The organism is [Pseudomonas] carboxydohydrogena, assembly GCF_029030725.1.
Taxonomy (GTDB): Bacteria; Pseudomonadota; Alphaproteobacteria; order Rhizobiales; family Xanthobacteraceae; genus Afipia; species Afipia carboxydohydrogena.
The window spans coordinates 2576655-2589291 of sequence record NZ_CP113162.1 but is presented as its reverse complement, the minus strand read 5'-3'; the positions used below and the strand labels follow the sequence as shown (position 1 = coordinate 2589291).

12 protein-coding genes are annotated in these 12637 nt (G+C 60.3%); 11 read left to right on the top strand and 1 reads right to left on the bottom strand.

The genetic code is table 11. The features are described from left to right. Positions 1-12: 12 nt before the first annotated feature. From AFIC_RS12490 to AFIC_RS12445, 10 genes are all read left to right on the top strand, one after another. Positions 13-1182 (top strand): CaiB/BaiF CoA transferase family protein, encoded by a 1170-nt coding sequence (locus AFIC_RS12490; RefSeq protein ID WP_275246558.1) that lies wholly within the window; start codon positions 13-15, stop codon positions 1180-1182. Further along, complete coding sequence (locus AFIC_RS12485) at positions 1158-1892, top strand: enoyl-CoA hydratase/isomerase family protein (RefSeq protein ID WP_275246557.1); 735 nt, start codon at positions 1158-1160, stop codon at positions 1890-1892. Before AFIC_RS12490 ends, AFIC_RS12485 begins: the two co-directional genes overlap by 25 nt. A 325-nt stretch (positions 1893-2217) precedes the next feature. After that, positions 2218-2973: an IclR family transcriptional regulator gene (locus AFIC_RS12480; protein ID WP_275246556.1), complete on the top strand. Its 756-nt coding sequence runs from the start codon at positions 2218-2220 to the stop codon at positions 2971-2973. A gap of 6 nt (positions 2974-2979) precedes the next feature. Then, positions 2980-4521: a class I adenylate-forming enzyme family protein gene (locus AFIC_RS12475; RefSeq protein ID WP_275246555.1), complete on the top strand. Its 1542-nt coding sequence runs from the start codon at positions 2980-2982 to the stop codon at positions 4519-4521. Continuing rightward, complete coding sequence (locus tag AFIC_RS12470; RefSeq protein ID WP_275246554.1) at positions 4518-5342, top strand: CoA transferase subunit A; 825 nt, start codon at positions 4518-4520, stop codon at positions 5340-5342. Before AFIC_RS12475 ends, AFIC_RS12470 begins: the two co-directional genes overlap by 4 nt. After that, entirely contained in the window at positions 5339-6070 is a 732-nt protein-coding gene (locus AFIC_RS12465) for a CoA-transferase subunit beta (protein ID WP_275246553.1), read from the top strand. Before AFIC_RS12470 ends, AFIC_RS12465 begins: the two co-directional genes overlap by 4 nt. A gap of 53 nt (positions 6071-6123) precedes the next feature. Next, entirely contained in the window at positions 6124-7212 is a 1089-nt protein-coding gene (locus tag AFIC_RS12460) for an ABC transporter substrate-binding protein (protein WP_275246552.1), read from the top strand. Further along, positions 7212-8315: an ABC transporter ATP-binding protein gene (locus AFIC_RS12455; protein WP_275246551.1), complete on the top strand. Its 1104-nt coding sequence runs from the start codon at positions 7212-7214 to the stop codon at positions 8313-8315. Before AFIC_RS12460 ends, AFIC_RS12455 begins: the two co-directional genes overlap by 1 nt. Then, on the top strand, positions 8312-9190 hold the full coding sequence (locus AFIC_RS12450) for an ABC transporter permease (RefSeq protein WP_275246550.1): 879 nt from the start codon (positions 8312-8314) through the stop codon (positions 9188-9190). The genes AFIC_RS12455 and AFIC_RS12450 overlap by 4 nt, the downstream gene beginning before the upstream one ends. Then, the gene (locus AFIC_RS12445) at positions 9187-9984 is read left to right on the top strand and encodes an ABC transporter permease (protein WP_275246549.1); all 798 of its coding nucleotides are present in this window, start codon (positions 9187-9189) and stop codon (positions 9982-9984) included. Before AFIC_RS12450 ends, AFIC_RS12445 begins: the two co-directional genes overlap by 4 nt. On the opposite strand, the gene AFIC_RS12440 is transcribed toward AFIC_RS12445, so the two are convergent. After that, positions 9981-11309 (bottom strand): TAXI family TRAP transporter solute-binding subunit, encoded by a 1329-nt coding sequence (locus tag AFIC_RS12440; RefSeq protein WP_275246548.1) that lies wholly within the window; start codon positions 11307-11309, stop codon positions 9981-9983. The two genes, AFIC_RS12445 and AFIC_RS12440, sit on opposite strands and share 4 nt — an antisense overlap. A gap of 292 nt (positions 11310-11601) precedes the next feature. On the opposite strand from AFIC_RS12440, the gene AFIC_RS12435 reads away from it, so the two are divergent. Then, positions 11602-12615 carry a 2-dehydropantoate 2-reductase gene (locus AFIC_RS12435; protein ID WP_275246547.1) on the top strand — a complete coding sequence of 338 codons (1014 nt, stop codon included), beginning with the start codon at positions 11602-11604 and terminating at the stop codon, positions 12613-12615. Positions 12616-12637 lie beyond the last annotated feature (22 nt).

Genomic DNA, 12637 nt, shown 5'->3' with positions numbered 1-12637 from the left:
ACGGATGAGATCATGAAAGGCCCTCTGAGCGGCATCAAGGTTCTGGAGTTTGCGCAGATCGCGGCAGGTCCCTTTGCGGGAAGTTTGTTTGCCGATCTCGGCGCGGATGTCGTCAAGGTAGAACGGCCTGACGGCGGCGATGGGATGCGCACCTGGCCGCCGGCCATTCAGGGTGCGGATGGTCCGGTGGAGAGCGGCAATTTCGCCTCGGTCAATCGCAACAAGCGCAGTATCACCGTCGATGTAAAGAATCCCGAAGAGATGAAGCGGTTTTTCGCGCTCGTCGCCGAAGCCGATCTGTTCATCGAGAATTATCGTCCGGGCGTGCCGAAGCGGCTCGGTCTCGGCTACGAGGATTTGCGCAAGCACAATCCGCGTCTGGTTTATTGCTCGATCTCCGGTTACGGCCAGACAGGCCCTTACTCCGAGAAGGGGGCGTTCGATGTCACCGTGCAGGCGATCAGCGGTGTGATGAGCGTCACGGGTGAGGAGTCGGGGCCTCCGGTGAAGTGCGGCGTCCCGGTCGGCGATTTCGGCGCCGGCCTTTACGGCGCGTTTACATCGCTCGCGGCGATCATGAATGCGCGCAAGACCGGGCAGGGCGCTTACATCGATTGTTCGATGCTTGGCAGTCTGCTTGGAATGGCCGCGCTGCAAACCAGCGAGTTTTTCGGCACCAACAAACCACCCAAGCGTCTTGGCTCGGAGCATCCGCGCAACGCGCCCTATCAGGGGTTCGATGCCAAGGATCGCCCTTTCACAGTGGCCGCGGGCAACGACAAGCTGTGGCGTGATTTCTGCGCTGTCGTCGGCCTGCCGGACCTGCCGGACGATCCGCGCTTCACGACGCAGTTCGATCGCGCGCGCAACCAGAAGGAGTTGGCCGAGATCGTGAAGCCGATTTTCCTGACCAAAAATGCCGCGGAGTGGATCTCTGCGCTCGATGCCAAGGGAATTCCCTGCGCCATCGTGCTCGATTATCGCGAGATACTGTCCAACGAACAGATCATGCATATGGGGCTCGTGCGCGACATGAAGTTGTCGAATGGCGCGACCACGAAGACGGTCGGTTTTCCGATCAACGTATCCGGCTTTACGTTCGATATCGAACGGCCGCCGCCGCAACTCGGCGCGCATAACGATGAGGTATTTGCAGAATGGACCAGCGCAAAGAATTCGTAAGTTTCTCGCCGCTCGCCGACGGCGTTCGGGTTCTGACGCTGGATCGTTCCGCCAAGGCGAACGCCTTGAACGCCGAAATCGTCGATGAGCTTCTCGCCTGCGTTACGCAAGCCGAGGAGGAGGGTTGCCGTACGCTGATCATATCCGCAAACGGCAAGGCGTTTTGTGGCGGCTTTGATTTCGGTGGCTACGAGGACATGACGCCGGGCGATTTGCTGATGCGCTTTGTCCGCATCGAGGAATTGTTGCAGCGCCTGCGGCGTTCGTCCTTCGTCAGCATTGCGCTGGTGCATGGTGCGGCGATGGGGGCGGGTGCGGATATCGTGGCGTCGTGCACCTACCGGATCGGAACGGAAGCCTCCAAATTCCGCTTTCCGGGATTTCGTTTCGGCGTGGCGCTCGGCACGCGGCATCTGGCGCAACTGGTCGGCATGCAGCGCGCGCGCGATATTTTGCTGACCAACGCAACGCTCGATGCGGCGGCGGCCTTCGACATCGGCCTGTTGACGCACCTCACGACGCTTGAGGGCCTGCGTCAGAAGGCTGATGAACTGACCGGACAGATCGGATCGCTGGGGATCAGGGCGCGCAACCGGATTTCGCATCTGACATTGCCGCAGAGCGATGATGGCGATATGGCCGAACTGGTGCGGTCGGTTAGTTCTCCCGGGCTTCATGAGAGGATCGCGCAATATCGCGCCGGACATTGAGACACGAAAGTGTTCTGCCATCCGCGCGATCCTGCGGATGGCGATATTGAAAGCGGATCTGCGCTTCCGTCGCGTGTGACCGATGCCCGTGATGCCGGATTGCGCGCGTGCCTCGGTGCGGGCGTTGCATCGCCTCATCACATTCGTTTCTCAATTTAATCTGTCGCAGCAAGTGAGACATCATTTTCGATGTTTCTGGCGTCTTTCATTTGACTCGGAAAATGATGCGGCCTAGCGTCTGTTCACATAACGAAAATGGTATTCACCGCTCGTGAATAATAATATCGAACCTCTTGAGCCCCGGCGCCACCTGCATTCGCTCAACATGTCGCTCGACGTGGTTGAGTTGCTGGCGTCGTCGCATGTGCCGCTATCGCTCGGCGATATCGCCGCGAAGCTCGAATTGAGCAAGGCTGCGGTGCATGGCGTGCTGTCGAACCTCGAGGCGCGGCGCTATGTGGAACGGATGCCGGATCGTCAGGGCTATCGGCTCGGGCACCGGTTATGGGAACTGGGTCTGGTGGCATCCGAGTCGATCGAATTGCCGAAGGTCGCCCATCGCTATCTCGAACGCCTGGTCGAGTTGAGTTCCGAAAGCTCGCAGCTTTCCGAATATTGCGCGCCGGGCGAAGTGGTTTATCTCGACCGCGTCGACAGTCCGAATCCGGTTCGCGCCAACATCCATGTCGGCCGCCGTGCGCCGGCTTATTGTGTGGCGACAGGCCGCGCGCTTCTCGCGTTTCAGCCCAAGAGCGAAATCGACAGGGTGTGCGACGGGCCTCTGCAAAGTTTCACCAAGAAGACCATCGTCAAGCCCGCGAAACTCCGCCGCGAACTCGATCTCGTGCGCCGGCGTGGCTATTCCATCAATCATGGCGAGTATCGCGGTGAAATCGTCGGCATCGCCGCGCCCATTCGCGATCATCAGGGCAATGTGATCGCGGCTCTCAGTATCTCTGGACCAGAATATCGTTTCACCGTGAAACATGCGATCGCGCTTGCACCTGCGGTCATCAAGGCTGCCGAGGCTGTGTCGCGTGAGTTTGGTCAGCATTTTCTCCAAAAACGCCGTGCAGGATAATCGCGCATGCTGATCCATCAACTTCTGCAAGACGCCAGGGATTCAAAGCCAGCGATCATTTTCGAGGGCAAGACGCTTTCCTATGCGGAACTGGACGATCTCGCGAACCAGTTCGCTCATCTGTTCGGTGAGTTGCGGCTCGAAGTGGGCGATCGTGTCAGCCTGCTGATCGGCAACGAACCGTTGGTGGTCGCGGCCTATTTCGGCCTGTTCAAGACGGGCCTGATTGCAAACCCGATCAATAATCGGTTGACCGCGCATGAAGTGACATTCGTTCTGGATCACTCGCAGGCGAGTGCGCTGATCACCACGCCGGAATATCTAGCGTTGGCGCAGGAAGCCATCGCAGGGCTAACGCATAAGCCCCGTCTCATTCTGCTCGGGGCGGATGCGAGCGTTCCTCTGGCGGTGAATGTCTTTTCCGAGCTTGATCTGTACCGGCAAAAGCGCGTGCCGCGTTTTGTCGATGGAATCACGGAGCAGCTTCCGATCCTGCTGATCTATACGTCGGGAACCACAGGACGGCCGAAAGGCGTTCTGCTGAGCCATGCGAATGTCTGGGCCGACGGCCTTGCCCTATCGCAAGGTTTTCGCATGGGGCCGGATCATGTCGCCTTGTGCTTCATGCCACTGTTCCATTGCAATGCGCTGATCGTGAGTCATATCAGCGCATTCATCGGTCACGGCACCATCGTGCTGTGCCGGAAGTTCAGCGCTCGCGAGCACTGGCGTCTTGTGGCCGATCATAATGTCTCGAGTTTCAGCGCGCCGCCCACTGTGCTCGCCATTCTTCTGGAGCGTGAGGCGGAAGCGCGGGATGCCCGCATCAAGCTCGACTTCGTCAAAACCGGCTCTGCGCCGCTGACGGTCGAACTTGCGACGCGATTCGAGAACAGGTTCGGCAAGGATATCTTGATCGAAGGCTGGGGCCTGACGGAATGCACGGCGACGAGCACGCTCAATCCGCTTGTTGCCGGCGGCCGACGCAAGATCGGCTCGGTCGGGCAGGCTTTGGCGGGGCAGGAGATCGCAGTCGTTGACGCGCAGGGCAATTTCCTGCCGCCGGAGAGCGCGGGCGAACTGGTGATCCGTTCACCGACGATGATGATCGGCTATTTCCGCGACGAGGAAGCGACGCGGAAGACCATTGTCGATGGCTGGCTACATACCGGCGATCTCGGCCGGATGGATCGGGAAGGCTATGTTTTCCTGGTTGGCCGCAAGAAGGAAATCATCATCCGTGGCGGTGAAAACGTCTCGCCGCTCGAGATCGAGGAAGTGCTCTGCCGCCATCCGTCGGTGCGCGACGTCGCGGTCGGGGGGCTCCCCGACAGGATCTGGGGCGAAGTCGTCGTCGCCTGCGTGGTTCCGAACGGATCGGCATCCGAGCAGGAACTGGTCGCCTATTGCCGCGAAAATCTCGCGGACTTCAAGGTCCCGGTCAGGATCGCGATCGTCGATGAATTGCCGCGCAACGCCACCGGAAAAATTCTCCGGCGTAATCTTGCGCAGTTCTTTCAGCCTGAAGCGAAGGAGATGGCATCATGAAACAAACCACGCTTGAGCAGGCAGCGAAGCTCGTTCGTAACGATCAGATCGTCACCATTGGTGGCACGCTGTCGCAACGGATCCCTGCCGCCATGGTCCGCGAACTCGCACGGCAGGGCGTCAAGGGACTGCATCTCGTCAAGGCGTCGCCGGGCTATGACGCCGACGTTCTTGCGGCGGGCGGATGTCTCGCCAGCGTTCGTGCGGGCATGGTGACGCTGGAACAGCCGTTCGGCATGGCGCCGAATTTTCGCAAGGCGGCCGAGCGCGGCGAACTGGACGTGATCGAGAACGCCTGCCCGGCGGTGATGGCGAGCTTGCAGGCTGCTGCGTATGGCTTGCCGTTTCAGGCCGTCGCGGGCTTTGCGGGAAGCGACGTGCCGAGCATCGCACCGTTCGCGACCGTGAAGGACCCCTTCACGGGGAACGATACGCTGGTGGTGCCTGCAATCCGGCCTGACTGGGCCATTCTGCATGTCCATGAGGCGGATGTGCGCGGCAATGCGCGAATCTATGGCACGCCGGTCTGGGACCGCCTGATGAGCCGCGCAGCCAAGCGCGTGATCCTCACCGCCGAGAAGATCGTCGATACCTCGCACTTCGTGGCGCAGCCGGAGATGACGGTCGTTCCCGAGATCTTCGTCGAAGCCGTTGTGCATGCGCCGAGCGGCGCATGGCCGACCGCCGTGTTCGATTGTTACGACATCGACGAGCCGGCGATGCGCCACTATCTGGAGCTCAGCCGGACGCCGGATGGCTTCCGCAAATATCTTGAAGAAACGGCCTCGCAGGATCGCCGCGCTCTGGGAGTGGCGGCATGAGCGTAACTTACAGCCCGGCCGACATGATGGCCGTGTCGATGGCGCGGCTTATCCATGATGGCGAAGTTGTTTTCGTCGGCGTCAACTCGCCGCTGCCGCTCACGGCCGCGACATTAGCGCGCCGTCACAACGCGCCGAATTGCACGTTCGTCAGCGTCGGTGGCGGGATCAATCCGACGGTCGACAAGATCATGGCGGCAACGAGTACGGCCGATCTCGGCCGCGGCTCGGCCTCGATTTTCGACAATCAGGAAATCTACGGGATGAATGGTCGTGGCGGATTCGACCTGACCTTTCTCGGCATGGCGCAGGTCGATGCAAGAGGCCGGGTGAATTCCAGCTTCATCGGTGATCGCGACAAGCCCAAGGTACGTTTCCCCGGCGGCGGCGGCGGCCCGGCGATCCTGCCGATGTCCAAGCGCGCGGTGTTGTGGCGCGCGGGGCATTCGCCGAAGATCTTTGTCGAGGAAGTTCAGTTCACCACCTCCGACGGAAATATCGACCGGATCGTGACGCCGCTGTGCATCTTCCGGAAAGAAGACGGGCGTCTTGTGCTGGACAGCATTCACCCCGGTGTGACGCGCGCGGAGCTTGCGGAGAAGACAGGGTTCAAGATTCCAAATCTCGACGATGCGCCGGTAACGCCGGAGCCGACAGCCGAGGAGCTTGCGATTATTCGGGAGATCGATCCGGATAACGTCAGAAGAGTGGAATTCGGTTTGCAGTAAATCAATCAGCGAAGTCCGCGCAAGACGGGCCGCGTCAATCAGGGAGGATGACTATGGGAATCGTCGCAACATTACGTCACGTTCGGAAGACCTGTGGACTCGTTCTTGCCGCCGGTGGGTTCCTCGCCGTGCTGTCCGGGATCGGAAGCTCCGCGCAAGCTGCGGATGAGAAAGAACTGGTCTTCGCCGGCTTCGGCGGCTCGCTTCAGAAATCGCTTCAGGCCACGGTAATTCCGGCCTTCGAGAAGAAGTACGGCGTTAAGGTGGTCTATGTCACCGGCACGTCGAACCAGATCCTTGCCAAGGTAAAGGCGCAGAAGAACAGCCCGCAGATCGATGTGATCTGGGCCAACGACACCACGCACTATCAAGGCAAGATGGAGAAGCTCTACGCCAAGCTCGATCCGGCGAAGGTGCCGAATCTGTCGCAGGTTTACGACTTCGCGAAGGATCGCGACGGCATCGGTATCGTGATGGGCATTCAGGCGCTCGGCATCGAGTACAACACCCAGGTCTTCAAGGAGAAGGGCTGGGCGCCGCCGACCTCGTGGATGGATTTCTGGGACCCGAAATATAAGGGCCACGTCGTTTTCTATAATATGCCGATCGGCTACGCGAACCTGCTGTTCGCCAAGATCGCCGACATGAACGGCGGCTCGGTCACCAATCTCGAGCCGGCCTGGAACAAGATGAAGGAGCTGAAGCCGAACGTGCTGGCCTTCATCGATCCGCCCGCGCAGGTCGATGCGTTGTTCGGAACGGGCAGCGCATGGATCGGCTACAACGGCAGCGCGCGCGTGCATGATTTCGCCGGAACCGGCGCGCCGGTGGCGATGGTGCTGCCGAAGGAAGGCGGCATCCTGTATCCGCAGCAGTTTGATATCGTCGCGGGAGCGCCGCATCCGGATCTTGCGCAGAAGTTCATCGACTTCACCATCAGCGCCGAAGCGCAAAAGATGATCGCGGAGAACCTTCTGCTTGGTCCGGTGAACAAGACCGTCAAGCTCGACGACAAGGCGGCCGCCAAGGTGCCTTACGGCGAGAAGGAAGTGAACTCGCTGCTCAACCTCGATATCGGTCCGGTCAACCAGAACCTGCAAGCCCTGACGGCGCGCTGGACCGCGATGGTGGGAGGCCACTAATGCACGCGCACCTCGACGTCCGCCATTTGCGAAAGTCCTACGGGACTTTCACGGCGCTCGATGGCGTGTCGTTTACGGCGGCACCCGGAGAGATCGTGGCTCTGCTCGGTCCATCCGGTTGCGGCAAGACGACGCTCCTTAACCTCATCGCGGGGTTTCTGACCCCCGATGCAGGCTCCGTCATCGTTGGTGGACGTGACATCGTCAACGTGGCCCCGCACAAGCGGGACATGGCGATGGTGTTCCAGAATTATGCGTTGTTTCCGCACATGAGCGTCGAACGCAACGTCGCGTTTGGCCTCAAGATGCGGAGCGTCGCATCCGGCGAGGTGGCCAAGCGCGTGCAGGAAGCGCTCGATCTCGTGCAACTCGGCGATCTCGGCAAGCGTTATCCGAAGGAGCTGTCGGGCGGGCAACAGCAACGCGTTGCACTCGCGCGCGCGCTGGTGGTCCGTCCGTCCGTTCTTCTGCTGGACGAGCCATTGTCGAATCTCGACGCGCTGCTGCGCAAGCGGATGCGTGAGGAAATGCGGCAGATCCTCAAGGCGGCGAATATCACGACCGTCGTTGTGACGCACGATCAGGAAGAGGCGCTGGTGTCTGCCGACAGCATCGTTCTGCTGGCGTCGGGGCGGGTCGAACAGCGATCGACGCCGAATGAATTGTATGAGCGGCCCAGCACCATCTTCAGCGCCCGTTTCATGGACGTGACCAATTTCCTCGACGGCACCGTGATCGGCCATGAACAGGGCCATGCGGTGATCGATACCGCCTTTGGCAAGCTGCGGGCTGAGGTCGATAGCTGCACAATTGGCGCAAAGGTGACGGTGGCTGTGCGGCCCGAGAACATCGCCAAGGGCGAGGAGGCGGGCGAAAACTGTGTCACCGGAGAGGTGATTTCCAGCAGCTATCACGGGCCGGTGCGGCGGGTGGAGATCGAGGCCAATGGCGCCCGGTTGATTGCCGATATTCCGGTGAAGCGCTGCCTGAGCAAGGTCGGAGACACGATGTCCGTGTCATGGCCTGCCGATGATACACGGTTGCTGCCGGGGCAAGGGCATGCTGTGCCCGACGGCAAGAATCTCGAGGATCTGCTGCAATGAGCACGCTCGTCGAGAAAGGTGGGCTGCCGTCGGCGACGCGCGCATCGATGAGGCTGCATGCCGGCCTTCTGCTGGTGCCTGCGATTTTGTTCTACGCGGTATTGTTTGTCTGGCCCCTCATCATCTCGACATGGGGAAGTTTCACGCCCACGGGCAAGCTCTCTTTTCAGACCTATACGCAGTTCTTTTCGGATGGATTCTATCGCTCGGTGCTGTGGCGCTCGCTCCGCATCAGCGCGATCACGACCCTGATGACGCTGATCATCGGCTATCCGATCGCGGTGTATCTGTCGCAAGGCTGGCGCAAGGGCCGTTCGCTGGTGGTATTTCTCGTCATCGCGCCGATGTTCGTGAGCGCGGTGGTGCGTTCCTATGGCTGGATTATCATCCTGGGGCCGAACGGACTCCTGAGTTCCTTTACAAAGGCCATTGGCCTGCCGATAGGGCATCTTCTGTATAGCGAAGCTGGCGTCATCATTGCGCTGACGCATGTATTCCTGCCTTTCATGGTAATCGCTCTTGTCGGCTCGTTGCAGCAAATCGACCCCTCGCTGTCGCGCGCCGCGCAGATTCTCGGCGCCAACGGATTTAGCGTGTTCGTGCGGGTGATCCTTCCGTTGACATTGCCGGGCATCTCCGCGGGTTCGGTCATTGTGTTTTGTCTCGCGGCGAGTGGTTTCGTGACGCCCGCGCTTGTCGGTGGTGCCGCGGTGCCTGTGATGCCGTATCTCGTCTACAAGGAAGGCTTGCTGGTGCTGAACTGGCCGTTCGCATCGGCGGTCGCGCTGATCCTGCTGGCGGCGACGGCGCTTGCCACGGCGATCTACACCTTCGCGATTCGTGACGCAGCCAGCAAAAGGAGCGTCGTGCGATGATGAATCGCATTCTCACGGCCTATGTGGCGTTCATATCGGCCCTGATGATTTTGCCGATCACGATCGTGATCGCGGCGTCGATCAACTCGGCGGCTTACCTCTCGTTTCCGCCTGCCGGTTTCAGCACCATCTGGTACAAGGAGGTGCTGACCGATCCGACCTGGAGCGGATCGCTGTGGCTGACGTTGAAGATCGGCATTGCCGTCTCGCTGCTATCGACCGCGCTCGGTGTCGCGGCGGCGCTTGGCCTGCGCGCGGTGAACAGTACGTGGTCCGGCGCGTTGCAGACCTTCTTCCTGTCGCCGTTGATGCTGCCGACCGTGCTGATCGGCTTGTCGCTGATGCAGCTTTACCAGTCGCTTGGCATCCGGGCCTCGGTCCTGACCGTCACCCTCGGTCAGCTTCTGATTGCATGCCCCTATGTGATCCGCCTTGTTCTCGCGAGCTTCAGCGGTATCGATCCGCGGCTGGAGCGGGCCGCGTCGATCCTGGGTGCCAATCCCATCCGTGTGTTCTGGCACGTGACGTTTCCGTTGATCCGGCACGGAGTGCTGGCAGGCCTGTTGTTCAGCTTCATCGTCTCGCTGGATGACGTAAATATCGCGCTGTTCCTCTCCGATGTTCATACCACGCCGCTGCCGGTGCAATTGTTCAGCTATATCGAGCAGAACGCGGACTCGCTGGGGGCTGCTGCGGCATCCCTGCTGGTTCTGCTGGCGTGCGGGGCGGTCTTCATCTGCGACCGGCTGGTCGGCATCGAGTGGCTGTTCGGCGCGAAGCAGCGCTCGGCCTAGGCCACTTTTACAATCGAGTTGCCCATTGCAATGCGGCTGCGCTGGTGATGGATCAGATTATCCAGCCGCTGCGCGGCCGCATGCAGAACAAGCATGCTGGAATCGGATTCCTTGCCAGAATGCGCATGCGTCAAATGCGCGTGGAGCAGGGAATCGATTTCGTCTTCGATTTGTTGCAGTTCTGTTTCAGAGGTCGCGCCGCGAATCCTCCTGGGCAAATGATAGTTCGCGGCCATCAGGGTTTCCTGAAAGCGATCGTTCTCGAATTCGAGAAATTTCCACGTTGCGGCAAATGTCGTGGCGCCGATACCGAAAACAATCGGCAGCAGGAAAATCCAGTTCGCGTATTTGTCGAGCCAATCCCTTTGGGTGTTGTTGTAATATTCCGCGGCGCCGGGATGGACGGGAATATAGGCGGCTGAATCGAGTTCGGGCGCGACGATCTGGGCAAGAGCGGGTTGTTCGATGCCAAGGTCGCGCTTCGCGATCATGATTTCGCGGGTAAGGTTGGCGACGAGATCCGGATCGAGATTGGCCCGCGCGACGAGGTAGACGTTCGTGGCGAGTGTAATCCGGTTATCGGGTGGAATTTGCGGCGAACCCTGAAGCGAGCCTTGCGGCACGACGAAGACGTTGTAGGCGCGTTCGGTGTTCGCGATCGCCTCGGCTCCATCGATCGAGAGAATGTTGGGCGCGAGGCCTGAGTCGTTCTGGAAAATCTTGTCGATGTAAGCGATGTAGCGCCGCGCGATCGGGAGCACCATCAGAAGCGCGGCGACCTCATGCGAAGTGACGGCCAGCCGGGCTTCGTTGATCGAAACATTCTTGAACGCGATTTTCAAACGGGCGGCGTCGTATTCACTGGATAATGCCGTCACCAGGCCGCTATTGATCTCGGCGCCCACCACACCGATGGTTTTGCCGGCGAGCTCCCTGAACTTTGTATAATTCGATCCTGCCGGCGCTACGATCACGGCGGCGGCGCGGGCGACCCGCGCGACGGTTCTGGCATTCGGGAGGTTTTCGGTGTCGGCCCGGACAACCGCAAGGTCGGCTTTGCCTTCGCGAAACTCATTCGCCGCTGCGAGAATGTCCGGTTCGTTGACGATCTTGAGATGAACCGAGGCTGTATTGCTGGCCGCGATATGCCCCGCGAGGAGCGAGGCGATCTTGTTCGTTTCTCCGTCCAGAGAGCCGACGGCGACGGTCAGGACGGTTGGGCGCATATAGATTCGATATGCAGCCAGTACGCCGCCGATCACGACGCAGACGACGCTGATGACGATGGTGAGCCGCAACCAGAACGGGATGAAATAGGCCTTCATTTTATGAAGCCAAAGGTTCTGCCCGGCTCATTGCGCCGGCGCTGCTGAAAGGCTCGCTACGTGCCATGATACTGGCGGGGTATGAGGCTTTCCACAAGCCGTTATTTTAACGATTTGAATGAGTTGCTTTAGATACGGTCGCATTAGTCACAGATCGCCTGTCTTGTTAGTCAATTTGTAAATTGACTGACTTTGACACCCGACACCGCATTCGTGGCGCACTGCATACCAAATCTGTAAATGCCGGTCATGGAGGCGCAAGTCGCGCCGTCCGCAACAGCAAGGCATTTCCATGAAGGTTTGTATCTACGGCGCGGGAGCGATCGGTGGCTATGTTGGCGTCTTGATGAAGCTCGCCGGTGCGGATGTATCGCTGGTTGCGCGCGGCGCTCATTTGAAAGCGATCAGGGACAACGGTCTCAAGCTTCACATCGGCGGCGAGGAAAAGCACGCCAAGATGACGGCGACCGCCGACCCCGCCGAGCTTGGCCATCAGGATTATGTCATCGTCGCCCTGAAAGCGCATCAGGCCTGGGAAGTGGCCGACCAGATGAAGCCGTTGCTGGGTCCGAACACGGCGGTCGTGACCGCGCAGAACGGCCTGCCATGGTGGTACTTCCACGGCTTCGAGGGTCAGTATGCCGACCGGCGCATCGAGAGCGTCGATCCGGGATCGCGGCAATGGAATGCGATCGGGCCGGAGCGCGTCATCGGCTGCACGGTGTATCCTGCGGCGGAAGTCGAGGCGCCGGGCGTGATCCATCACATTTCGGGCGACAAGTTCGGACTCGGCGAGCCGAAGCGGAACGTGACCGAGCGCGCGCAGAAACTGTCGCAACTATTCGAGCGCGCGGGGCTGAAGGCGCCGATCCTGCCCGAGATCCGGAATGACATCTGGCTGAAGCTGTGGGGCAACCTCTGCTTCAATCCGATTTCGGCGCTGACTCATGCCACGCTCGATGTGGTCGCCACCGATCCCGGCACGCGCGAACTCTCCCGCAACATGATGGAAGAGGCCGAGCGCATCGCGCGCCGCATCGGCGTGCATTTCCGGGTGGATATCGAACGGCGCATCAATGGGGCGGCGCGTGTCGGCGCTCACCGCACCTCGATGTTGCAGGATGTCGACAAGAACCGGCCGATCGAACTCGACGCGCTGCTGACCTCGGTGCAGGAGCTGGGCCGTCTCACCGAAGTGCCGACTCCGCACATCAATGCCGTGCTGGCGCTCGCCAAGCAGATGGGGCGGGTGAAGGGCATCTACCCGACCTTCCCGGAGGAAAAGGTGGTCGAGGTCGATGACTGATGAGTGCCGATAGCGCTCCTGT

Bases quoted from the DNA above. Each gene is read 5' to 3' on its own strand.
- AFIC_RS12490 (WP_275246558.1), top strand. From the start codon at position 13: ATGAAAGGCCCTCTGAGCGGCATCAAGGTTCTGGAGTTTGCGCAGATC.
- AFIC_RS12485 (WP_275246557.1), top strand. From the start codon at position 1,158: ATGGACCAGCGCAAAGAATTCGTAAGTTTCTCGCCGCTCGCCGACGGC.
- AFIC_RS12480 (WP_275246556.1), top strand. From the start codon at position 2,218: ATGTCGCTCGACGTGGTTGAGTTGCTGGCGTCGTCGCATGTGCCGCTA.
- AFIC_RS12475 (WP_275246555.1), top strand. From the start codon at position 2,980: ATGCTGATCCATCAACTTCTGCAAGACGCCAGGGATTCAAAGCCAGCG.
- AFIC_RS12470 (WP_275246554.1), top strand. From the start codon at position 4,518: ATGAAACAAACCACGCTTGAGCAGGCAGCGAAGCTCGTTCGTAACGAT.
- AFIC_RS12465 (WP_275246553.1), top strand. From the start codon at position 5,339: ATGAGCGTAACTTACAGCCCGGCCGACATGATGGCCGTGTCGATGGCG.
- AFIC_RS12460 (WP_275246552.1), top strand. From the start codon at position 6,124: ATGGGAATCGTCGCAACATTACGTCACGTTCGGAAGACCTGTGGACTC.
- AFIC_RS12455 (WP_275246551.1), top strand. From the start codon at position 7,212: ATGCACGCGCACCTCGACGTCCGCCATTTGCGAAAGTCCTACGGGACT.
- AFIC_RS12450 (WP_275246550.1), top strand. From the start codon at position 8,312: ATGAGCACGCTCGTCGAGAAAGGTGGGCTGCCGTCGGCGACGCGCGCA.
- AFIC_RS12445 (WP_275246549.1), top strand. From the start codon at position 9,187: ATGATGAATCGCATTCTCACGGCCTATGTGGCGTTCATATCGGCCCTG.
- AFIC_RS12440 (WP_275246548.1), bottom strand. From the start codon at position 11,309: ATGAAGGCCTATTTCATCCCGTTCTGGTTGCGGCTCACCATCGTCATC.
- AFIC_RS12435 (WP_275246547.1), top strand. From the start codon at position 11,602: ATGAAGGTTTGTATCTACGGCGCGGGAGCGATCGGTGGCTATGTTGGC.